Here is a 19,781-nt window from a genome sequence, read left to right as displayed (position 1 = left end):
CACCGCGGGAAAACCCCTCGCGGTGTGAGGCAGGGCCCCCCTAGAATCGTTTGGCAACTGCCACCCCGATCAGGAGTTCCCTGCATGGCTTCCCCCCGCCGCGGTGTGTCCGCGGATGCTGCCGATGCCGGCGCCCCCGCCGGTGATGGGCCGCGCGTCCTGAAGAAATACCCCAACCGCCGCCTCTACGACACCCAGACCAGCAGCTACATCACGCTGGCCGACGTCAAGCAGATGGTGCTGGCCGTCGAGTCCTTCGAGGTGCGAGACGCCAAGACCGGCGAAGACCTGACGCGCAGCATCCTGCTGCAGATCATCCTGGAAGAGGAGAGCGGCGGCGTGCCGATGTTCTCCGAGCAGATGCTGGCGCAGATCATCCGGTTCTACGGCCACTCCATGCAGGGCATGATGGGCGCCTACCTCGAGAAGAACCTGCAGACCTTCGTCGAGCTGCAAAAGCGCCTGGCCGGCAACGCCACCTTCACACCCGAGATGTGGACCCAGTTCCTCAGCGGCCAGGCCCCGGGCATGCAGGGCCTGATGAGCACCTACCTGGAACAGTCCAAGAACCTGTTCACCCAGATGCAGGAACAGATGACCAAGGCTGGCACGCTGTTCCCGGGCTTCCCGCCGGCCAAGCGCTGAGGCCGCCTGATGCGGGACAATCCGGGGATGAACCTCCCCGTTTTGCCCGCCACGCCCGCCGCCAGCGGTGCCGCCCCCAAGATCGGCTTCGTCAGCCTGGGCTGCCCCAAGGCGCTCACCGATTCCGAGCTCATCCTCACGCAGCTGCGTGCCGAGGGCTATGAAACCAGCAAGACCTTCGCCGGCGCCGACCTGGTGATCGTCAACACCTGCGGCTTCATCGACGACGCGGTCAAGGAAAGCCTGGACACCATCGGCGAGGCGCTGGCCGACAACGGCAAGGTCATCGTCACCGGCTGCCTGGGCGCCAAGGCCGGCGCCGATGGCGGCAACCTGGTGCGCGAGGTGCACCCCAAGGTGCTGGCCGTCACCGGCCCGCATGCCACGCAGGAGGTGATGGACGCGGTGCACGTGCACGTGCCCAAGCCGCACGACCCCTTCATCGACCTGGTGCCGCCGCAGGGCATCAAGCTCACGCCCAAGCACTACGCCTACCTGAAGATCAGCGAAGGCTGCAACCACCGCTGCACCTTCTGCATCATCCCCAGCATGCGCGGCGACCTGGTCAGCCGCCCCGTGGGCGACGTGCTGGGCGAGGCCAAGGCGCTGTTCGAGGCCGGCGTCAAGGAGCTGCTGGTCGTCAGCCAGGACACCAGCGCCTATGGCGTGGACGTGAAGTACCGCACCGGCTTCTGGGACGGCAAGCCGGTCAAGACCCGCATGCTCGACCTGTGCGAGAAGCTGGGCGAACTGGCCGCGCAGCACGGCGCCTGGGTGCGCCTGCACTACGTGTACCCGTACCCGCACGTGGACGAGGTGCTGCCGCTGATGGCGGCCGGCCGCATCCTGCCGTACCTGGACGTGCCGTTCCAGCACTCGCACCCCGACGTGCTCAAGCGCATGAAGCGCCCCGCCAGCGGTGAGCGCAACCTGGAACGCATCGCCCGCTGGCGCGAGATCTGCCCCGAGCTGGTGGTGCGCAGCACCTTCATCGCGGGCTTTCCGGGCGAGACGGAAGAAGAGTTCGCGCACTTGCTGAACTTCGTGCAGGAAGCGGGCATCGACCGCGCCGGCTGCTTCGCCTATTCGCCGGTGGAAGGTGCCACCGCCAACGAGATCGCCAACCCGGTGCCGGCCGAGCTGCGCGAGGAGCGCCGCTCGCGCTTCATGGCGGTGGCCGAGCAGGTCTCGGCCCAGCGGCTGCAGCGGCGCGTGGGCGCCACGATGCAGGTGCTGGTGGACAGCGCCCCCGCGCTGGGCCGCAAGGGCGGCGTGGGCCGCAGCTATGCGGATGCGCCGGAGATCGACGGCACCGTGCGGCTGCTGCCGCCGCAAAAGGCCAGCAAGACGCTGAAGGTGGGTGAGTTCACCAAGGCCCGCATCATCGCGGCCGAGGGCCACGACCTGATCGCGATGCCGATCTGACCGACGACGCAGGACGCCCACCGCCATGACCGACCGCCTGGACGACGATGCCGACGACGTGACCCGCCGTGCCACCGGCCTGATCCACCACCCGTACCAGCCGCCCACGGCCTTTGCGGCGCCGATGGCCGGCGTGTTCAAGGCCTCCACCGTCTACTTCGAGAACACGGCGGCCATGCGCAGCAGCCGCTGGATCGACAAGTCGGCCTACACCTATGGCCTGCACGGCACGCCCACCACCTTCCTGCTGGAAGAGCGGCTGGCCACGCTGGAAGGCGGCACCCACGCGCTGCTGGTGCCCAGCGGCCTGGCGGCCATCACGCTGGTGGACATCGCGCTGCTGAAGGCCGGCGACCATGTGCTGCTGCCCGACAACGGCTACGGCCCCGGCACCCGCTTCGCACGCGACGACCTGGCGCGCTGGGGCATCACCATGGGGCTGTATGACGCGATGGACCCGGCCTCATTGGCCGCGGCCATCACGCCGGCCACCAGGCTGGTGTGGACCGAGGCGCCGGGTTCGGTGACGCTGGAGTTTCCCGACCTGCCGGCGCTGGTGCGCACCGTGCGTGAACATGCGCCGCAGGCCAAGGTGGCGCTGGACAACACCTGGGGCGCCGGCCTGGCCTTCGATGCCTTCGCCGGTGCGGGCGTGGACCTCACCATCCATGCCCTCACCAAGTACCCCTCGGGCGGCGGCGATGTGTTGATGGGCTCGGTGGTTTACCGCGATGCCGGCCTGCATGCCAAGCTGGCCTGGGCGCGTGCGCGGCTGGGGCTGGGCGTGGGCGTCAACGACGTCGAGGCCATCCTGCGCTCGCTGCCCTCGATGCCGCTGCGCTATGCCGCGCAGGACGCGGCGGGCCGCGGCTTCGCGCAATGGTGCCTGGGCCGTGCCGAGTTCAAGCGGGTGCTGCACCCGGCGCTGCCCGACTCACCCGGCCATGCGCACTGGAAGGCCTTGTGCCGCGCGGCCGCCGGTCTGGTGACGGTGGAGTTCGACGAACGCTACACCGCGGCGCAGGTGGACGCCTTCGTGGATGCGTTGCAGCGCTTCAAGATCGGCTGGTCGTGGGGCGGCCCGGTGAGCCTGGCCGTGCCGTACCAGGCGGCCGAGATGCGCAGCCTGCCGACCCCCTACACAGGCACGCTGGTGCGCTTCTGCCTGGGGCTGGAGGCGTTGGACGACCTCACGGCCGACGTGGAACAGGCACTGGCGGCGCTGAGCCGCTGAAGGCAGACAGGGTCAGGCCTTCGATGAGACCTTGTGCCTCATCAGCCGGCCCTTCTCGCGTTCCCAGTCGCGCTTCTTCTCGGTGTTGCGCTTGTCGTGCTCGGCTTTGCCCTTGGCCAGCGCGATCTCGGCCTTTACCCGCCCGCCCTTGTAGTGCAGGTTCAGCGGCACGAGCGTGAAGCCGCGCTGTTCCACCTTGCCGATGAGACGCTTGATCTCGTCCTTCTTCATCAGCAGCTTCTTGGTGCGGTCGGCCTCGGGGTGCACATGGGTGCTGGCCTCGCGCAGCGCATTGATGCGGCAGCCGATCAGGAACAGCTCGCCATCGCGGATCAGCACGTAGCCATCGGTCAGCTGCACCTGGCCGGCGCGCACCGCCTTCACTTCCCAGCCTTGCAGCACCATGCCGGCCTCGTGATGTTCTTCGAGGTGGTATTCGAAGCGGGCGCGGCGGTTTTCGGCGATGTTGCTCATGGGGCGGCAGTGTTCGAGTTATGGGCGGGGAACAGGTCCCGCTGCTGGGCAAGTGGGGCCACAGCGGCCGCCTACAATCCTGACCATTCTATGAAGCACGTGAAAAAGTCGGTCTTGCTGTGGTACTCGCCGCAGGAGATGTACGAACTGGTCAGCAAGGTGGAGGACTACCCCAAGTTCCTGCCCTGGTGCGAACAGGCCGAGGTTCTGTCCCGCGACGACAGCGGCATGACCGCCCGCCTGCACCTCAAGTACCTGGGGGTGCGCCAGGCTTTCACCACCCGCAACGTCAACGTGCCGGGCGAATCGATGCGCATGCACCTGGTGGATGGCCCCTTCTCCACGCTGGAAGGCACCTGGCTGTTCAAGCCGGTGGGGCAGGGCGACCAGCAGGCCTGCAAGGTCGAGTTCGACCTCGAATACGCCTTCAGCAGCCGCACGCTCAGCGCAGCGGTGAGCCCGGTGTTCGACCGCATCGCCAACACCTTCGTCGACAGCTTCGTCAAGCGCGCCGAAGCCGTGTATGGCAACCGCTGAAGGCAGCGCCGGCCTCCTGCGCATCGAGGTGGTCTGCAGCCCCGCGGCGGAGCACACCGAGCGCGTGGCGCTGCAGCTACCCCCCGGCAGCACCGTGGGCGATGCGCTGGCCCGCAGCGGCCTGGCCGAGCGCCATGGCCTGGCCGCCGATGCCTGGAAGGTGGGTGTCTGGGGGCGCCTGGCGCCACCCGCCCAGCCGCTGCGCGACCTCGACCGCGTGGAGCTGTACCGCCCGCTGCAAGTCGACCCCAAAGAGGCCCGGCGGCTGCGCTACAAGGGCCAGCGACAGGGGCGCAAGACGCCGCCGGCGGCGCGCGGCTGACAGCTGCAGAGGGGGCGTAGGGCGCCGTTCGGTCCGCAAACATTGACCAAGTCAAGCCCAGGTATCAGGGTTTTTGCGGGGTAAGATTTTGTGTCCTGCGCCGGCGGTCAAGGCGCTTCTTCAGCCGTTGTTCGCCGAGTCCTGCTTGCCCATGTCATCCCCTCAGATCGCACGGCCCGTCCGCCCTTCCGTTCGGGTTGCAAGGCGCTTGGCGCCATGACCGTCTGGCGCCTGTTCTCGCTGGCCGTGCTGGTGTTGGGCCTGTGGATGCTGGTGTGGGGCTTGCGCTCTGTGCCCGGCACGGCCCCTAATGTGCCGGTTGCCGACGCCGCGTCGGTCGACATCCGGCTTGCAGCACCGGCAGAGGCGGGCTGGAGTACCCAAGCGGATACCAGCTTCTCGGCGCAGCCACCGCTGACGCTGGGCTTTGCGCCGCTCGAGCAGCCGACGCCGGCCGCTGCTTCCGACTGGGAGCGGCGCCTGTCGGATGCCAGGTCGGAGCAGCTGCGGCTCGAAGCGATGGCCGAGCTGACGCCGCAGCAGCGCGACGCCGCCTTGCAGGCTCACCTGCAGCGGCACTTCAGCGCGGCCGAGCGGGCGCGCGTGGAAGCCGGTCTGCGTTTGATGCCGCGCTGATCGCGCCGCGGGCCGGTCAGGGCTTCAGCGGCACTCGCTGGCGGCCAGCTGACGGGCGCGGACGGTCTCGGCGCTGCGGGCCTGGTCGTCCAGGATCTCGCGCTCGCCCTTGTCATTGACGCGGGCGATGCGCATGCCGCTTTCCAGCTGGCGCAGCGCATCGCGCGCGCGGTTGCAGTTCTCGATGCGCAGGCCGGCCTGGCGGGCTTCTTCGGCCTTCTTCTGCGCCGCCTGTTCTTCGTCCGCGCGGCGCTTGCGTGTTTCCAGCTCGGGGTCGGTACGCGCCGACGATGCCCCTGGTGCCAGTGGCACGGCGGAGCCGCCGGCAGCGGCCGGAGCCGGCGTGGTCGCTCGGGCCGGTGGCGTGGCCGCGGAGGGCCGCTGGATCACGTTCTTGTCGGGGATGTCGCGCGGCGGCGGCAGGTCGCTGGCATGCACCTGGCCGCGCTGGTCCTTCCACACCCACTGCGCCAGGGCGCCGTGCGGCAGGGCCGACAGCAGCAGCGCCAGGGCCGGTGCGCACAGCGCGCCTCGGATCATGAACGGGGGAGTGCGGTGCATGACGCGGCGGGCCAGGCCAGTGAAGGAGATAACCGCGCAGTGTAGCGGTGCAGCAGCCCCATCCCGGAAGAAGCCGCGCGCTTACCTATAATCGCGCTTTGCGACTGGAGCTTTCTCATGCGCCTTCTTGGCAAAGCCCTCACCTTCGACGACGTGTTGTTGGTGCCAGCGTTCTCGCAGGTTCTGCCCCGCGATACGAGCCTCACCACCCAGCTTTCGCGCAACATCACGCTGAACCTGCCGCTGGTGTCCGCCGCGATGGACACCGTCACCGAAGCCCGGCTGGCCATTGCGCTGGCCCAGGAAGGTGGCATCGGCATCGTGCACAAGAACCTCACGGCCAAGCAGCAGGCGGCCGAGGTGGCACGCGTCAAGCGCTATGAATCGGGCGTGCTGCGCGACCCCATCACCATCGGCCCCGACATGACGGTGCGCGAAGTGATCGCGCTGTCCGAGCAGCACGGCGTCTCGGGTTTCCCGGTGGTGCAGGGCAAGACGGTCATCGGCATCGTCACCAACCGCGACCTGCGCTTCGAGACGCGCATGGACGTCACCGCCCGCCAGATCATGACGCCGCAGGAGCGCCTGGTCACGGTGAAGGAGGGCGCTTCGCTGGCCGAGGCCAAGGCGCTGATGCACCAGCACAAGCTCGAGCGTGTGGTGGTGGTGGGCGAGGGCTTCGAGCTGCGCGGCCTGATGACCGTCAAGGACATCACCAAGCAGACCACCTTCCCCAATGCCGCGCGTGACGCCCAGGGCAAGCTGCGCGTGGGCGCGGCGGTGGGCGTGGGCGACGGCACCGAAGAACGCGTCGAGCTGCTGGTCAAGGCCGGCGTCGACGTGCTGGTGGTCGACACCGCCCACGGCCACAGCGCCGGCGTGATCGACCGCGTGCGCTGGGTCAAGAAGCACTACCCGGGCGTGGACGTGATCGGCGGCAACATCGCCACCGGCGCGGCTGCGCTGGCGCTGGTGGAAGCTGGCGCCGATGCGGTCAAGGTCGGCATCGGCCCCGGCTCCATCTGCACCACTCGCATCGTCACCGGCGTGGGCGTGCCGCAGATCATGGCCATCGACGGCGTGGCCACGGCGCTCAAGGGCACCGGCGTGCCGCTGATCGCCGACGGCGGCGTGCGCTACTCGGGCGACCTGGCCAAGGCCATCGCCGCGGGCGCCAGCACCGTGATGATGGGCAGCGCCTTCGCCGGCACCGAAGAAGCGCCGGGCGAGGTCATCCTGTACCAGGGCCGCAGCTACAAGAGCTACCGCGGCATGGGCTCCATCGGCGCCATGCAGCAGGGCTCGGCCGACCGCTACTTTCAGGAAGGCGCCACCAACAACCCCAACACCACCAAGCTGGTGCCGGAAGGCATCGAGGGCCAGGTGCCGTACAAGGGTTCGGTGGTGGGCATCATCTTCCAGATGGCCGGCGGCCTGCGCGCCTCGATGCACTACTGCGGCTGCGCCACCATCGAAGAGATGCAGACCAAGGCCGAGTTCGTCGAGATCAGCACCGCCGGCATCCGCGAGAGCCACGTGCACGACGTGCAGATCACCAAGGAAGCGCCGAACTACCGCGCTGAATGACGATGGACGCCGACGCGCGCGGGGCGGGCGTACCCGCCCGGCGGGCCGCGGCCCTGCCATTCATTCTGATCACGGTGCTGATCGACATGGTGTCGATCGGCCTGATCATCCCGGTGCTGGCGCCCCTGGTGGGCACCTTCACCGGCAGCCAGGCCGACCAGGCCTTCTGGTTCGGCGCCGTCTCCTTCGCCTTCGGCATCGCCAACTTCTTCGGCGCGCCGGTGCTGGGCGCGCTGTCCGACCGCTACGGCCGCCGGCCGGTGCTGCTGCTCGGCTTCACCGGCCTGGCTTTGAGCTTCTTCGTCACGGGCCTGGCCAACGCGCTGTGGATGCTGATCGCGGTGCGGCTGGTCAGCGGCGCGCTGCAGGCCAATGCCGCGGTGGCCAATGCCTACGTGGCCGACATCACGCCGCCCGAAGACCGTGCACGCCGCTTCGCGCTGCTGGGCGCGATGTTCGGCCTGGGCTTCGTGCTGGGGCCGGTGATGGGCGGGCTGCTGGGCAGCATCGACCTGCACCTGCCGTTCTACGTGGCGGGCGCGCTGGCCTTGCTGAACCTGCTGTACGGCTTTTTCGTGCTGCCTGAATCGCTGCCGCCCGAGCGGCGCAGCCCGTTCGAGTGGCGCAAGGCCAATCCGGTGTCTGCGCTGCGTGGGCTCACGCGGCTGCAAGGCATCGGCCCGCTGGTCATCGCCATTGCCTTTGCCACGCTGGCGCAGCTGATGCTGCATTCGACCTGGGTGCTGTACACCGCCTTCAAGTTCGGCTGGGGCCCGCGTGAAAACGGCTGGTCGCTGTTCGCGATCGGCATCATGATGATCATCGTGCAGGGCGGCCTGATGCGCATGCTGCTCAAGCGCTTCAAGGCCCAGCGGCTGGCGCTGCTGGGGCTGCTGTCGGCGGGCCTGTGCTACCTGGGCTGGGCTGCCGCCACCGAGGGCTGGATGATGTACGTCTTCATCATCGCCAACGTGCTGGGCTATGCCGTCACCGCGGCGCTGCAGAGCATCGTCTCCAATGCGGCGGAGGCCGACACCCAGGGCAAGACCCTGGGCGCCCTGTCCGGCATCAACAGCCTGATGGCGGTGATTGCCCCGGTGATCGGCGCTGGCCTGCTGGGCTTCGTCTCGCACCTGCCCGCCGGCGACTGGCGGGTGGGCGCGCCGTTCTATTTCTGCGCCGGCCTGCAGGCCGTGGCCACGCTGCTGGCCTGGCGGCATTTCCGCCGGGCGCCCACATTTTCCGTTTCCCGTTCCTCCGCTCCAGACAGCGCCACCGCCCCCGCGGCCGCCGACGTCCACCCCTGACTGGCATCACCATGCACGACAAGATCCTCATCCTCGACTTCGGCTCCCAGGTCACGCAGCTGATCGCCCGCCGCGTGCGCGAGGCCCACGTCTATTGCGAGATCCACCCGAACGACGTCAGCGACGATTTCGTTCGGCAGTTCGCGCCCAAGGGCATCATCCTGTCGGGCAGCCATGCCAGCACCTATGAAGACCACCAGCTGCGTGCACCGCAGGCGGTGTGGGACCTGGGCGTGCCGGTGCTGGGCATCTGCTACGGCATGTTCACGATGGCGGTACAGCAAGGCGGTCAGGTGGAAGCCAGCGACCACCGCGAATTCGGCTACGCCGAGGTACGCGCCCACGGCCACACGAAGCTGCTGCAAGGCATCGAGGACTTCAGCACCGCTGAAGGCCACGGCATGCTCAAGGTGTGGATGAGCCACGGCGACAAGGTCACCGCGCTGCCGCCGGGCTTCAAGCTGATGGCCAGCACGCCCAGCTGCCCGATCGCCGGCATGGCCGACGAAGCGCGCGGCTACTACGCGGTGCAGTTTCACCCCGAGGTGACGCACACGCTGCAGGGCCGGGCGCTGCTCGAGCGCTTCGTGCTCACCATCGCCGGCGCCAGGCCCGACTGGGTGATGAAGGACCACATCGCCGAGGCGGTGGCCCGCATCCGCGAACAGGTGGGCGACGAGGAGGTGATCCTCGGGCTGTCGGGCGGCGTCGATTCGAGCGTGGCTGCGGCGCTGATCCACCGCGCCATCGGCGACCAGCTGACCTGCGTGTTCGTGGACCATGGCCTGCTGCGCCTGAACGAAGGCGACATGGTGATGGACATGTTCGTCGGCCAGCTGCAGGCCAAGGTCATCCGCGTGGACGCCAGCGAGCTGTTCCTGGGCAAGCTGGCCGGCGTGAGCGACCCCGAGGCCAAGCGCAAGATCATCGGCGCCGAGTTCGTCACCGTGTTTAAGCAGGAGGCGGCCAAGCTGGTGGGCACAGGGGTGAATGCCGATGGCAGCGGCCGCGCTGCCAAGGGTGCCAAGTGGCTGGCGCAAGGCACCATCTACCCCGACGTGATCGAGTCGGGCGGTGCCAAGACCAAGAAGGCCGTGACCATCAAGAGCCACCACAACGTGGGGGGCCTGCCCGAGCAGCTGGGCCTGAAGCTGCTGGAGCCGCTGCGCGACCTGTTCAAGGACGAGGTGCGCGAACTGGGCGTGGCCCTGGGCCTGCCGCATGAGATGGTGTACCGCCACCCGTTCCCGGGCCCGGGCCTGGGCGTGCGCATCCTGGGCGAGGTGAAGAAGGAATACGCCGACCTGCTGCGCCGGGCCGACGCCATCTTCATCGAGGAGCTGCGCAACTGGAAGGACGAGGCCACCGGCAAGAGCTGGTACGACCTGACCAGCCAGGCCTTCACCGTGTTCCTGCCGGTCAAGAGCGTGGGCGTGATGGGCGACGGCCGCACCTACGACTACGTGGTGGCGCTGCGCGCGGTGCAGACCAGCGACTTCATGACCGCCGACTGGGCCGAGCTGCCCTACGGCTTGCTGAAGAAGGTCTCGGGCCGCATCATCAACGAGGTGCGCGGCATCAACCGCGTGACCTACGACGTGAGCAGCAAGCCGCCGGCGACGATCGAGTGGGAATGAGACAAGATGGTCCCATGGTGTTTGGGGCCATCCCAGAACAATCCGATTTCGTTGCAGGGACAAGGACTTAGCGTCTACGGCCGTCCCGCCCGATCCCACCTCGTCCCGCGCGTCCTGACGGTTGATCTGACGGTATCCGAGCACCTACGCTGGCAGGCCAGCGGCGATACCGTCAGCCCTCATGACGGTATCCCGGTCCTGCGACAGGCAATGGATCGGAGATCTCATGGACACCTCGGTGAAGCGGGCTGGCGTCGTGCCCGGCAGTCAGAAGGCGCGGCAGGGTTTGACGGATGCCAAGCTGCGCGATATGCAGCCCCGCGAGCGGCCCTACAAGGTCAGCGACGGAGGCAACGGCCTGTACGTCGTGGTCTCGCCCAGCGGGAGTCGGTCGTTCCGCTACGATTACAGGCTGGGTGGCCGACGCGAGACGTTGACCATCGGTCGCCACGAGCCCGTGGCTCGGCTGGCCGAAAGATCCCATCTGGCCTACGGCATGGACGTGACGTTGGAGGGGGCCCGCCTGCTGCTGGCGCGCGCCCGAGTCGATGTCAGCTCCGGACGTTCACCTGCTCGGGCGAAAGTCGAGCAGCGCAGTGAAGTCGCCGATGCCTTTCGCTGCGACGCTCCATCTACAGCCGGATTCTCGAGAGTCCCTTCGCCAAACTGAACCTCTATGAGATCAAGCCGGTTGCCTTCGGCGAACTGCTTGATCGCGTCAAGCGCGATCGGGGACGGGGTCCCGTCGTGCACGCGAGGGAACTGGTGCTGCGGGGGACGGGGCGCAGTGGCCCGGCACGACTTCTGAAGGGGCGAGGAGCATGCGGCAGCTCGCGTGCCATGTCCGTCACGCGCTAGGCCTCGCCGGTTGTTGCGCCTGCTCACACGCCGGTGGCACTTGCATCCATGCGCTTTCCCCCGGTCAGCCTGAAGACGGCCACTGCCTGCACCAGCTGTTCGGCCTGCCGACGCAGGCTCTCGGCGGCGGCGGCACTTTCTTCCACGAGCGCGGCGTTCTGCTGGGTGCCGCGGTCCATGTCGGTCACCGCTTCGCCTACCTGTTGGATGCCTGAGGTCTGCTCGACGCTGGCCGCACTGATCTCGGCGACGATGTCGGACACCCGCTGGATGGAGGCGACGATGTCCTGCATGGTTCGTCCGGCCTGATCGACCAGGGCAGTGCCTTGCTCCACCTGTTCGGTGCTGCGCAGGATCAGCGACTTGATCTCCTTGGCTGCTTCGGCACTGCGCTGCGCCAAGTCGCGAACCTCACCGGCCACCACCGCGAAGCCGGGGCCTTGCTCACCGGCCCGGGCAGCTTCCACGGCCGCGTTCAGGTCGCGGTGCCTGCCGTCACGGCGCGGCGCAGCGTCATCAGGCTCTCGGCCACCTTCAGGAAGGCTTGGTGCCGCTCATCCATCTTCGCCAGGCGATCCTGCTGGGTCGCGTTGTCGGAGGTGAGCGACTTCGCTTCATTGAAGTGCTGCTTGAAGTCTTGTCTGCCCTGCTTGAGCGGCTCCAGAAATCGCTCATCGCCGCTGGCGATAAACCCCCGCAGCCCGGTTTCGATGTCGACCATGCTAGTCAACATGTTCTGTGACACGTGACCAGCCAGCGCCGGTCCTCCACCACGCGGGCTGCGTCTGCGCAGGGCTCTCAGTCGGCCGTGAAGCCCACCGCCTTGACGATGGGCCCCCAGCGCTCCGTATCGCGGCGCTGCATGTCGGCCAGCTCGGCCTGTGTCGACGAGCGGGCCTCCAGGCCCATCGCCGCCAGGCCGTCGATCACCTCGGGCTTGGCCAGCGCGGTGCGCATGGCGGCATTGGCACGCTGCGCGATCTCGGGCGAGGTGCCCGCCGGCAGGTAGAAGGCGAACCACTCGTCCGTCACCACATCCTTGATCCCCTGCTCGGCATAGGTGGGCGTCTGCGGCACGAAGCGGCTGCGCTTGGCACCCGACACGCCCAGCAGGCGCACCCGGCCGCCACCCAGGTGGGGCAGAAAGTCGCCGATCGGGCCGCTGACCGAGGCGATCTGCCCGCCCGTGAGGTCGAGCACGGCCGGCTGCGTGCCGCGGTAGGGCACGTGGCGCATGCCGGCACCGCCGGCGCGGCTCAGCATCTCGGCGGTGAAGTGCGGGGTCGACCCGGCGGCGGGTGAGCCGAAGTTGGCATGCTCGGGATGCGCCTTCACCCAGGCCAGGAACTCCGGCACGTTGGTGACAGAGGCCGGCACCACCGGGCCCACCGCCAGTGCGAACTCGAAGGTGCAGGCCACCGACACCGGCACCAGATCCTTGAACGGGTCGTACTGCAGCTTCTTGTAGATGTGCGGGTAGATGGTCAGCATCGAGGCTGGCGTCTGCAGCATCACCGTGCCGTCGGCGGGTGCCTGCTTCATGCTGGCGATGGCGATCTGCCCGCCGGCGCCGGTCTTGTTCTCGACCAGCGCATTGCGCGCATAGATCCCGCGCAAGCCCTCGGCCAGGCGGCGGCATACGGTGTCGGAGGTGCCGCCCGCCGCAAAGCCGGTGACGATGCGCAGCGCATCGACCGTGGGTGGCTGCTGCGCCTGGGCTGCGCCGGTGCCGAACAGGGCCGGTGCGGCGGCAGTGGCCGCAGACAAGGCGGCGCTGCGCCGGATGAACTCACGTCGCGTGGTAACCATGGTGTCGTCTCCTGTGGGCGCGCCTGGATGGCGCATGTGAATCACTCGGCCAGGCCGGCCCTGACCCGCTGCACCAGCGTGGCCAGGTTGCCGTCGTGCCGGAAGCCGGCGGCATCGGCGCGGGCCGTGAACAGCGGCGGCAGGCGGCCGAACTGCGCTTCCAGGCCCGCCTGGGGCTGGTAGCTGATGCCCGCGGATGCGCCGGGGCTGACGGTCTCGAAGGCATCGACCAGCCGAGCGACGCTCACATGCTGGGCCGGCAGGTTGAGGGCCGTCGTGCCGCCGAATGGCTGCGCCGGGCATTGCGCCGCATGCAGCAGGTTGTCTATGCAAGCCTGCAAGGACAGCAACCACAAGGTCGCCTGCGGCGACACCGGGCACACGTAAGGTCGGTGGGCCACCAGGGCGCGCATCAGCTCGCTGGAAAACGCCGACAGCGCGCCAGTGGGTGTGGGCGGTCGCGCCACCACGCCGGGCAGCCGCAGCATGCGCGCCTGCAGGTGGCCGCGCCGGGTGGCATCGGCCAGGAAGATTTCGGCCATCTGCTTGTGCGCGCCGTAGCTCAGCGCCGGGGCCAGCGGCGTGTCGTCGTCGATGCGCTCGGGCAGCGGCGTGCCGTACACGGCGATGGAGCTGGTGAACACGAAGGTGGCTGCCTGGCCGCTGCGCCGCAGCGCGCGCGCCAGGGCCAGCGTGGCCTGGACGTTGACCTGCAGGCCCAGGTCGGGGTCGGCCTCGGTCTGTCCGCTGGGCACGCTGACCAGATGGAAGACGACGTCGGGCGCATCGCGGGTGACGAGGTCGATGACGCGGGAATCGGCGATGCTGCCGGGGACGGCGGTGACGCCGGGGGCGTCACGCAGCAGCGGGTCGCCCAGCGCCAGGTCGCTGAGCACCAGACGCTCGACCGGCCGGCCCTGCAGCAGGGTGCCGGGTGCTGCCAGGCGGCGGGCCAGTGCGCGGCCGATGTAGCCGTCGGCCCCGGTGATGAGCACTTTCATGCGCGCACTTCCTCGTGTCTTGGCCGGGCCTGCTGCAGCAGCAGGCGCAGCGGATGGCGCCAGCCCAGGCTGTCGGCGGTGGGGCCGCCAGGGTGGTATTCCAGTCCCAGCCAACCTTCATGGCCGAGGTCGGCCAGCACCTGCAGCGCCTGCAGGGTGGCCGGGCGCTCCAGGTCGGGCGCGGTGCGCCCTGGCGCCTGCGCGATCTGCACATGGCCGATGCAGGCGTGGTGGGCTTGAAGCGCCTGCGGCACATCCAGACCTTCGCGCGCTGCGTGGTAGATGTCGAACAGCAGACGCAGCCCAGGCGCGTCCAAGGCTTCGATCAGCGCGACCACCTGCTCCGGTCGGTGGTAGGCGTAGCCCGGCACGTCGTGCCGGTTCAGCGGCTCCAGCAGCAGCAGCACACCGGCCTGGCGCGCCAGCGCCACCGCCCACTGCAGCCGGCGCAGCAGCAGGTCGCGGGTGGCCGGATCGAGCGCGCCCTGCATCGATCGGCCCTCGTGCGGCGGGCAGCCGGCCATCAGGTGCAGCCGTGTGCAGCCGGTGCGCTGCGCAAAGTCGAGAGAGCGTTCAACGCCGTCGCGGAAGTGCGCCTCGGCGTCGGGTACGGCGGCCAGGCCGGGTTCTCCGCGGGGCCCCAACGGCGTGTTGATCAACACCAGCGGCAGGCCTGTCGTGTGCAGCCGTTCGGCCAGCGCGGCGGGCGATATCCCGTGCGGAAAGGGCCACTCAACGCCGTCGAAGCCGTCATGCGCCGCAGCCTCCACGCGCGCCAGCGGCGGCAGCTCCTGGTACAGGTGGTGCAGATTGGCGGCCAGCTTCATGCCATGCCCCCGCGCCGGGCCGGGCCGGCCTTCAGCAGCCGCTCGACCATGGCCGCGCCCATCGGGCCTTGTCCGCAGAAGCCGATGGGCGGGGCGGCCGATGGGGTCATGGACCTTCCCCTTCATACCGCCAGTCGACCGCGCCGGAATGGGTCACCGCGCCCTGGCGGGCCGGGCGCACCACCAGCGCGTACTTCTCGAGCACGCCGCCCAGCCGGGCGGGTGCCGGCGGTGTCCATGCGCTGCGGCGCGCGTTCAGTTCCTCCTCGGTCACCAGCAGGTCGAGGGTGCCCCCGGCGGCATCGATGCGGATGATGTCGCCGTCGCGGACCAGCGCGATCGGACCGCCGAGCGCGGCCTCGGGGCCCACGTAGCCGATGCTCATGCCCCGCGTGGCGCCCGAGAAGCGGCCGTCGGTCAGCAGTGCCACCGCTTCGCCCATGCCCTGGCCGTAGATGGCGGCGGTCACGCTGAGCATCTCGCGCATGCCGGGCCCGCCGCGCGGGCCTTCGTTGCGGATGACCAGCACCTCACCGGCACGGTAGCGGCGTTCCGACACCGCGGCCATGCAGGCTTCTTCGTTCTCGAACACACGCGCCGGGCCGGTGAACGCCAGCGAGCGCAGGCCTGCCACCTTCAGCAGCGCGCCCTCGGGGCAGAGGTTGCCGCGCAGCACGGTCACGCCCCCGGTGGGTTGCAGCGCCTCGGTGCAGGCCCGCACCACGGTGCCATCGGCATCGGGCCAGGCCGCCAGCGCCTCGGCCAGCGACCGGCCCTCCAGTGTCGGCACGTCCCCGTGCAGGTGGCCGCCCTGCAGCAGCGCCTTCAGCACCGCGGGCACGCCGCCCACCTCGTGCAGGTCGCGCGCCAAATACCGGCCGCCGGGTTGCAGGTCGGCAATCAACGGAGTGCGCTGGAACACCGCGGCCACGTCGTCGAGGGTGAAGTCGACGCCGGCCTCATGGGCGATGGCCGGAATGTGCAGCGCGGCATTGGTGGAGCCACCGGTGGCCGCCACCGCGGCGCAGGCGTTTTCCAGGCTCTTGCGGGTGATCAGGTCGCGCGGCAGTGGCCAGCCACGGGCCAGCGTGTGCATCACGGTTTCGCCGGCGCGCTGGGCGATGGCCAGGCGCTCGCTGTACACCGCCGGCACCATGGCCGAGCCCAGCGGCGACAGGCCCAGCGTTTCACCGACCATGGCCATGGTGTTGGCGGTGAACTGCCCCGGGCAGGAGCCTGCCGTGGGCGTGCAGCTGCGCTCGGTGGCGGCCAGGGCTTCCAGTGTCATCGCACCGGTCTGCACGGCGCCCACCGCCTCGATCGTGGTCAGGATGGTGGCCTGCGCGCCGCGGGCGTGGCCGGGGAGGGTGGCGCCGCCATAGATGAACACGCCCGGCACGTTGAGGCGGGCCAGGGCCATCATCATCGCGGGCAGTGTCTTGTCGCAGCCTGCGAAGGCCACCAGGCCGTCATAGGCATGGCCGCGCACGGCCACTTCCACGCTGTCGGCAATCACCTCGCGTGACACCAGGCTCATGCGCATGCCGGCATGGTTCATCGAGGTGCCGTCCGAAACCGACACCGTCGAGAAGCTCACCGGAACGCCGCCGCCCGCAGCCACGCCCAGCCGGGCGCGGTCCGCCTGGGGCGCCAGCGCCATCGAGCAGGGCGTGTTCTCGCCCTGGGTGCTGACGATGCCGACGATGGACTTCTGCAGCGCCGCGTCGTCGAAGCCGGTGGCCCGCAGGAACGCGCGATGGGGCGCGCGGGTGACGCCTTCGGTCACCGCGCGGGAGCGGTGCTTGTGCAGGTTGGGGCGCTCGGGAGGATTCACGGTCGTGGGGGGCAGGGTGGTCAGGCGGCCTGCAGCAGGGCGCCAGGGGTTTCGCGCAAGCGGTCGAAGGCCCATGCCACGTCTTCTTCCATCACCGCGCGTGCCTGGGCTGTGTCGCGTTCGACGATGGCCTGCAGGATGCGGTCATGGAAGTCGAGGTCGTGGCCGCGCGACCGGTGCATCAGGGCGCGGGCCGCACGCAGGTAGGGCCCCGATTGAAGCCAGAGGCTCTCCACCAGCGGCAGCATGGCGGGCGATTCGGCCGCCTGATAGATGGTGAAGTGGAAGCGCTGGTTCTGCACCAGCCCTTCTTCCACCGTCGATGGCTTGCGCAGGGCCTGCGCGATCTTGCGCGCCAGCTGCGTCAGCAGCGCGATCTGCGGCGCGTCCAGCAGCGGCACCGCCCACTCGGTGAGTGCGCCTTCCACCACCACGCGGCAGCGGCGGATGTCTTCCAGCCGCTCCAGGCTGAGCAGCGGCACCTGCATGGAACGGCTCCTGGTGCGCTGCACCGCCTGCTGCTCGGCCAGCCGCTGCAGCGCGGCCCGCACGGGCATGGTGCTGGTGTTCATGGCCGCAGCCAACTCCTCGATGCCCAGGTTCTGTCCCGCGGCGATGTCGCCGCGCATGAGCTGATCGCGCAGCGTGCGGTAGACCTTCTCGTTGATCGAGAGGGGCGCTTCAGGGGCATTCATCGTCGGCCAATTTTTGATCAAAGATCAAAGTGCCGCGACGATAGCCGCTGCGCTCGCGGCGGCTGATCGAGGTTAACCCTGGTGCGCCCACCAGTTCAGCCACGGTCGTCAGGCTGTGCCCGGTCCAGGGTACCGATACAGGTTCGACGGGCTGTCCACGGACACCTGCTGCCTGTGCCGCGGGCTGGAGAGGCAGCGGTCCACGATGTCCAGCAAGGCCGCGTCATCCGGCTTCACCGGCTCGGTCACATGTGGCCAGTCGCTGCCCCACACGACCCGCTCCGGATGGTGTTGACGTTCACGCCAGGGTAGCCCAGCTCCTCGGCAGCGTCCACTGGAACCGGGCCACCTGGCCAGCCGCCACGAAGTCCTTCATGGCGTCGTAGCCAGCCGTCGGCGTGATCAGCGGCACCACCACCACCGAGTGATCCAGCGCGAGCAGATAGGTCGACCTATCGGCCGGCGCCGCCTTGACGAAGGAGGTGCCGAGTTGACCGCTGGCGCCCGGCTTGTTCTCGACAATGACCTGCGTTCCGAGTTGCCTGGCCAGCCTGGGTGCCACGTGCCGCGCCACCGCGTCCGTGGCGCCACCCGCGGCAAAGGGCACGATGATCCGGATCGGGCCCTTGGCCTCCTGCGCCTGCGCGGTACCTGCGACAAGCAGGGCGGCCAGGACGACGATGCGCTGAAACTTGATGGGTGTCTCCTCGTTGGGGGTGGGGCGCGCTCAGTCCGCCTTGGCGCCGGTGGCCTGGATGACGCGGGTCCAGCGATCGCCTTCGGCCTTCATGTAGTCGACATAGTCCTTCTGGGTGCCGCCCAGCATCACGCTGCCTTGTGCGGTCAGGCGCTCGCGCAAGCCGGGGTCGGCCAGCGCTTCCTTCAGCGCCTTCGAAAGCTTGGCCACCACCTCGGCGGGCGCGCCCTTGGGCACCATCACACCCTGCCAGGCGCCCATGTCCATGCTGGTCTTGCCGGTCGCCTCGCGGAGGGTGGGTACATCGGGCAGCAGCGGCGACCGCTTCTCCGAGGTGATGGCCAGTGCCTGCAGCCCGCCGCCCTTGATGTGTTGCAGGGCCTCGTTGATCGGCAGGAACATGAAGTCGGTCGATCCGCCGAGCAGGTCGGTGATGGCAGGTGCGCTGCCCTTGTAGGCGATGTGCGTGGCCTCCCACCCCGTTTCCTTGAGGAACAAGGCGCCGGCCAGGTGCAGCAAGGCGCCCGAGCCCGAGGAGCCGAAGTTGGCTGCACCGCCCCTGGACTTGCCCCAGGCGATGAAGTCCTTCAGGTTCCTGGCGGGCACCTTGGGGTTGCTCACCAGCACCAGCGGAATCGTCGCCGTCAGCGAAACCGGGGTGAAGTCTTCGTAGGGATTGAAGCCCGGCCGGGCATACAAGGCCGGCGCCAGCACAACCGCCGATGTGGCGTAGAACACCGTGTAGCCATCGGCCGGTGCACGCTTGACCTCGACCGCGCCCAGGTTGCCGCCGGCCCCGCCCTTGTTGTCGACGACGATGGTCGTGTTCAGCTCCTTGCCGAGCTGCTGCCCGACGGCGCGGGCGTTGATGTCGGCCGACCCGCCGGGCGCAAAGGCGACCACCATGCGGATGGGCTTGGAGGGGTAGGTGTCCTGGGCGGTGACGTGCAGGGGCAGCGAGAGCACGATGGCCGCGAAGGCCACCGCACGGCGGTTGAAGAGGCGCATGAATGTCTCCAGTGTGATGTGCGTGGGGGCGGTCAGACGAGACCGAAGCGCCTCAGCGTGTCGCCGAGCTTCAGCAGCTCGGCGGTGTTCGAGGTGCCCGCCTGGATCGCCTCGCGCATGCGGGCCTCCTTCTCTTCGCGGGCCAGGCTCGTCTCGATCGCGTGATCCACCTCGTCCTGCGCGACCACCACCAGTCCGTCCCGGTCGCCGACGATGATGTCGCCCGGATGGATGACGGCATCGCCGATGCAGATCGGCACGTTGACGCGGCCCGGCTGGTTCTTGCCCGTTCCCTTGATCGACAGACCGCGGCAGAACACGGGAAAGCCCAGCTCGATGATCAGGTTGGCATCACGCACACAGCCGCTGATCACCAGACCGGCAATGCCCAGCTTCATCGCCTGGATGGTCAGCACGTCGCCCCAGGGACCGGCCTCCATGAAGCCCTTGGCGTCGACGACCAGCACGTCGCCCGGCCTGGCCTGCAGCACGGCGTGGTGGAGGATCAAGTTGTCCGCCGGACGGGCATCGACGGTGAGGGCGGGACCCGCCAGGCGGCTGGTCGGGTCGATGGGCTTCATGCCGCTGTCGAGCGCGCCCTTGGCCCCCTGGGCTTCGTACACGGTGGCGGCGCCCAGATCGCGCAATTGGAGGATCTTGTCGGCAGTGGTCATCGGACTTCCTTGG

22 protein-coding genes and 1 pseudogene are annotated in these 19,781 nt (G+C 69.0%); 10 read left to right on the top strand and 13 right to left on the bottom strand.

The window, feature by feature from the left end; genetic code table 11:
• The first annotated feature begins 84 nt into the window (after positions 1-84).
• From phaR to MW290_RS23670, 3 genes are read left to right on the top strand one after another with little or no spacing between them, the layout of a single operon-like run.
• Positions 85-645, top strand: coding sequence for a polyhydroxyalkanoate synthesis repressor PhaR (gene phaR / locus MW290_RS23680; RefSeq protein ID WP_250196805.1), 561 nt, complete (start codon positions 85-87; stop codon positions 643-645).
• Between the two features lie 27 nt (positions 646-672).
• A complete protein-coding gene (gene rimO / locus MW290_RS23675; RefSeq protein WP_250196804.1) occupies positions 673-2,070 on the top strand; it encodes a 30S ribosomal protein S12 methylthiotransferase RimO in 1,398 nt (465 codons plus the stop codon).
• 25 nt (positions 2,071-2,095) lie between these two features.
• Entirely contained in the window at positions 2,096-3,304 is a 1,209-nt protein-coding gene (locus MW290_RS23670; RefSeq protein ID WP_250196803.1) for a PLP-dependent transferase, read from the top strand.
• 12 nt (positions 3,305-3,316) lie between these two features.
• Here the strand turns inward: MW290_RS23670 and smpB are convergent, their stop codons facing one another.
• Positions 3,317-3,778, bottom strand: coding sequence for an SsrA-binding protein SmpB (gene smpB, locus MW290_RS23665; protein ID WP_250196802.1), 462 nt, complete (start codon positions 3,776-3,778; stop codon positions 3,317-3,319).
• A gap of 90 nt (positions 3,779-3,868) precedes the next feature.
• On the opposite strand from smpB, the gene MW290_RS23660 reads away from it, so the two are divergent.
• The 3 genes from MW290_RS23660 to MW290_RS23650 all read left to right on the top strand — a co-directional run bounded on the left by MW290_RS23660 (position 3,869) and on the right by MW290_RS23650 (position 5,273).
• The gene (locus MW290_RS23660) at positions 3,869-4,315 is read left to right on the top strand and encodes a type II toxin-antitoxin system RatA family toxin (protein WP_250196801.1); all 447 of its coding nucleotides are present in this window, start codon (positions 3,869-3,871) and stop codon (positions 4,313-4,315) included.
• Positions 4,302-4,637, top strand: a complete 336-nt coding sequence (locus MW290_RS23655; RefSeq protein ID WP_250196800.1) for an RnfH family protein — start codon at positions 4,302-4,304, stop codon at positions 4,635-4,637. The genes MW290_RS23660 and MW290_RS23655 overlap by 14 nt, the downstream gene beginning before the upstream one ends.
• A gap of 216 nt (positions 4,638-4,853) precedes the next feature.
• Entirely contained in the window at positions 4,854-5,273 is a 420-nt protein-coding gene (locus MW290_RS23650) for a hypothetical protein (protein WP_250196799.1), read from the top strand.
• A 24-nt stretch (positions 5,274-5,297) separates the two neighbouring features.
• Here MW290_RS23650 and MW290_RS23645 read toward each other — a convergent pair whose 3' ends face one another.
• The gene (locus MW290_RS23645) at positions 5,298-5,834 is read right to left on the bottom strand and encodes a DUF4124 domain-containing protein (protein ID WP_250196798.1); all 537 of its coding nucleotides are present in this window, start codon (positions 5,832-5,834) and stop codon (positions 5,298-5,300) included.
• 117 nt (positions 5,835-5,951) lie between these two features.
• Here MW290_RS23645 and guaB point away from each other — a divergent pair, with 117 nt between their 5' ends.
• From guaB to MW290_RS23625, 4 genes are all read left to right on the top strand, one after another.
• Positions 5,952-7,421 (top strand): IMP dehydrogenase, encoded by a 1,470-nt coding sequence (gene guaB, locus MW290_RS23640; RefSeq protein ID WP_250196797.1) that lies wholly within the window; start codon positions 5,952-5,954, stop codon positions 7,419-7,421.
• A 2-nt stretch (positions 7,422-7,423) separates the two neighbouring features.
• Positions 7,424-8,728 (top strand): MFS transporter, encoded by a 1,305-nt coding sequence (locus MW290_RS23635; RefSeq protein WP_250196796.1) that lies wholly within the window; start codon positions 7,424-7,426, stop codon positions 8,726-8,728.
• 11 nt (positions 8,729-8,739) lie between these two features.
• Complete coding sequence (gene guaA, locus MW290_RS23630; protein ID WP_250196795.1) at positions 8,740-10,365, top strand: glutamine-hydrolyzing GMP synthase; 1,626 nt, start codon at positions 8,740-8,742, stop codon at positions 10,363-10,365.
• 226 nt (positions 10,366-10,591) lie between these two features.
• Positions 10,592-11,035, top strand: coding sequence for an Arm DNA-binding domain-containing protein (locus MW290_RS23625; RefSeq protein ID WP_250196794.1), 444 nt, complete (start codon positions 10,592-10,594; stop codon positions 11,033-11,035).
• A 211-nt stretch (positions 11,036-11,246) separates the two neighbouring features.
• On the opposite strand, the pseudogene MW290_RS23620 reads toward MW290_RS23625, so the two are convergent.
• From MW290_RS23620 to MW290_RS23575, 11 genes and pseudogenes are all read right to left on the bottom strand, one after another.
• Positions 11,247-11,702, bottom strand: a pseudogene (locus MW290_RS23620) (methyl-accepting chemotaxis protein); the annotation flags it as partial.
• On the bottom strand, positions 11,699-11,956 hold the full coding sequence (locus tag MW290_RS23615; RefSeq protein WP_259373507.1) for a CHASE3 domain-containing protein: 258 nt from the start codon (positions 11,954-11,956) through the stop codon (positions 11,699-11,701). The pseudogene MW290_RS23620 and the gene MW290_RS23615, both read right to left, overlap by 4 nt.
• A 65-nt stretch (positions 11,957-12,021) precedes the next feature.
• The gene (locus MW290_RS23610; RefSeq protein WP_250196792.1) at positions 12,022-13,032 is read right to left on the bottom strand and encodes a Bug family tripartite tricarboxylate transporter substrate binding protein; all 1,011 of its coding nucleotides are present in this window, start codon (positions 13,030-13,032) and stop codon (positions 12,022-12,024) included.
• Positions 13,033-13,073: 41 nt separating this feature from the next.
• On the bottom strand, positions 13,074-14,033 hold the full coding sequence (locus MW290_RS23605) for an NAD-dependent epimerase/dehydratase family protein (RefSeq protein ID WP_250196791.1): 960 nt from the start codon (positions 14,031-14,033) through the stop codon (positions 13,074-13,076).
• Positions 14,030-14,860, bottom strand: a complete 831-nt coding sequence (locus tag MW290_RS23600; RefSeq protein ID WP_250196790.1) for a hydroxypyruvate isomerase family protein — start codon at positions 14,858-14,860, stop codon at positions 14,030-14,032. The genes MW290_RS23605 and MW290_RS23600 overlap by 4 nt, the downstream gene beginning before the upstream one ends.
• Before the next feature lie 106 nt (positions 14,861-14,966).
• On the bottom strand, positions 14,967-16,694 hold the full coding sequence (ilvD, locus tag MW290_RS23595) for a dihydroxy-acid dehydratase (protein ID WP_250196789.1): 1,728 nt from the start codon (positions 16,692-16,694) through the stop codon (positions 14,967-14,969).
• A 20-nt stretch (positions 16,695-16,714) separates the two neighbouring features.
• Complete coding sequence (locus MW290_RS23590) at positions 16,715-17,389, bottom strand: GntR family transcriptional regulator (RefSeq protein WP_250196788.1); 675 nt, start codon at positions 17,387-17,389, stop codon at positions 16,715-16,717.
• Positions 17,390-17,497: 108 nt separating this feature from the next.
• Positions 17,498-17,626 carry a hypothetical protein gene (locus MW290_RS33325; protein WP_375142970.1) on the bottom strand — a complete coding sequence of 43 codons (129 nt, stop codon included), beginning with the start codon at positions 17,624-17,626 and terminating at the stop codon, positions 17,498-17,500.
• A gap of 61 nt (positions 17,627-17,687) precedes the next feature.
• Positions 17,688-17,996 (bottom strand): tripartite tricarboxylate transporter substrate-binding protein, encoded by a 309-nt coding sequence (locus MW290_RS23585; protein WP_250196787.1) that lies wholly within the window; start codon positions 17,994-17,996, stop codon positions 17,688-17,690.
• A gap of 120 nt (positions 17,997-18,116) precedes the next feature.
• Entirely contained in the window at positions 18,117-19,094 is a 978-nt protein-coding gene (locus MW290_RS23580; protein WP_250196786.1) for a Bug family tripartite tricarboxylate transporter substrate binding protein, read from the bottom strand.
• A gap of 32 nt (positions 19,095-19,126) precedes the next feature.
• Positions 19,127-19,768, bottom strand: a complete 642-nt coding sequence (locus MW290_RS23575) for a 4-carboxy-4-hydroxy-2-oxoadipate aldolase/oxaloacetate decarboxylase (RefSeq protein WP_250196785.1) — start codon at positions 19,766-19,768, stop codon at positions 19,127-19,129.
• Positions 19,769-19,781 lie beyond the last annotated feature (13 nt).

The organism is Aquincola tertiaricarbonis, assembly GCF_023573145.1.
GTDB classification, from domain to species: Bacteria; Pseudomonadota; Gammaproteobacteria; order Burkholderiales; family Burkholderiaceae_C; genus Aquincola; species Aquincola tertiaricarbonis_B.
This window is presented reverse-complemented; position numbering and strand designations above follow the sequence as displayed.

What these genes read in the sequence shown, in the direction of transcription:
- phaR (WP_250196805.1), top strand. Translation starts at nt 85, where the DNA reads ATGGCTTCCCCCCGCCGCGGTGTGTCCGCGGATGCTGCCGATGCCGGC.
- rimO (WP_250196804.1), top strand. Translation starts at nt 673, where the DNA reads ATGAACCTCCCCGTTTTGCCCGCCACGCCCGCCGCCAGCGGTGCCGCC.
- MW290_RS23670 (WP_250196803.1), top strand. Translation starts at nt 2,096, where the DNA reads ATGACCGACCGCCTGGACGACGATGCCGACGACGTGACCCGCCGTGCC.
- smpB (WP_250196802.1), bottom strand. Translation starts at nt 3,778, where the DNA reads ATGAGCAACATCGCCGAAAACCGCCGCGCCCGCTTCGAATACCACCTC.
- MW290_RS23660 (WP_250196801.1), top strand. Translation starts at nt 3,869, where the DNA reads ATGAAGCACGTGAAAAAGTCGGTCTTGCTGTGGTACTCGCCGCAGGAG.
- MW290_RS23655 (WP_250196800.1), top strand. Translation starts at nt 4,302, where the DNA reads ATGGCAACCGCTGAAGGCAGCGCCGGCCTCCTGCGCATCGAGGTGGTC.
- MW290_RS23650 (WP_250196799.1), top strand. Translation starts at nt 4,854, where the DNA reads ATGACCGTCTGGCGCCTGTTCTCGCTGGCCGTGCTGGTGTTGGGCCTG.
- MW290_RS23645 (WP_250196798.1), bottom strand. Translation starts at nt 5,834, where the DNA reads ATGCACCGCACTCCCCCGTTCATGATCCGAGGCGCGCTGTGCGCACCG.
- guaB (WP_250196797.1), top strand. Translation starts at nt 5,952, where the DNA reads ATGCGCCTTCTTGGCAAAGCCCTCACCTTCGACGACGTGTTGTTGGTG.
- MW290_RS23635 (WP_250196796.1), top strand. Translation starts at nt 7,424, where the DNA reads ATGGACGCCGACGCGCGCGGGGCGGGCGTACCCGCCCGGCGGGCCGCG.
- guaA (WP_250196795.1), top strand. Translation starts at nt 8,740, where the DNA reads ATGCACGACAAGATCCTCATCCTCGACTTCGGCTCCCAGGTCACGCAG.
- MW290_RS23625 (WP_250196794.1), top strand. Translation starts at nt 10,592, where the DNA reads ATGGACACCTCGGTGAAGCGGGCTGGCGTCGTGCCCGGCAGTCAGAAG.
- MW290_RS23615 (WP_259373507.1), bottom strand. Translation starts at nt 11,956, where the DNA reads ATGTTGACTAGCATGGTCGACATCGAAACCGGGCTGCGGGGGTTTATC.
- MW290_RS23610 (WP_250196792.1), bottom strand. Translation starts at nt 13,032, where the DNA reads ATGGTTACCACGCGACGTGAGTTCATCCGGCGCAGCGCCGCCTTGTCT.
- MW290_RS23605 (WP_250196791.1), bottom strand. Translation starts at nt 14,033, where the DNA reads ATGAAAGTGCTCATCACCGGGGCCGACGGCTACATCGGCCGCGCACTG.
- MW290_RS23600 (WP_250196790.1), bottom strand. Translation starts at nt 14,860, where the DNA reads ATGAAGCTGGCCGCCAATCTGCACCACCTGTACCAGGAGCTGCCGCCG.
- MW290_RS23590 (WP_250196788.1), bottom strand. Translation starts at nt 17,389, where the DNA reads ATGAATGCCCCTGAAGCGCCCCTCTCGATCAACGAGAAGGTCTACCGC.
- MW290_RS23580 (WP_250196786.1), bottom strand. Translation starts at nt 19,094, where the DNA reads ATGCGCCTCTTCAACCGCCGTGCGGTGGCCTTCGCGGCCATCGTGCTC.
- MW290_RS23575 (WP_250196785.1), bottom strand. Translation starts at nt 19,768, where the DNA reads ATGACCACTGCCGACAAGATCCTCCAATTGCGCGATCTGGGCGCCGCC.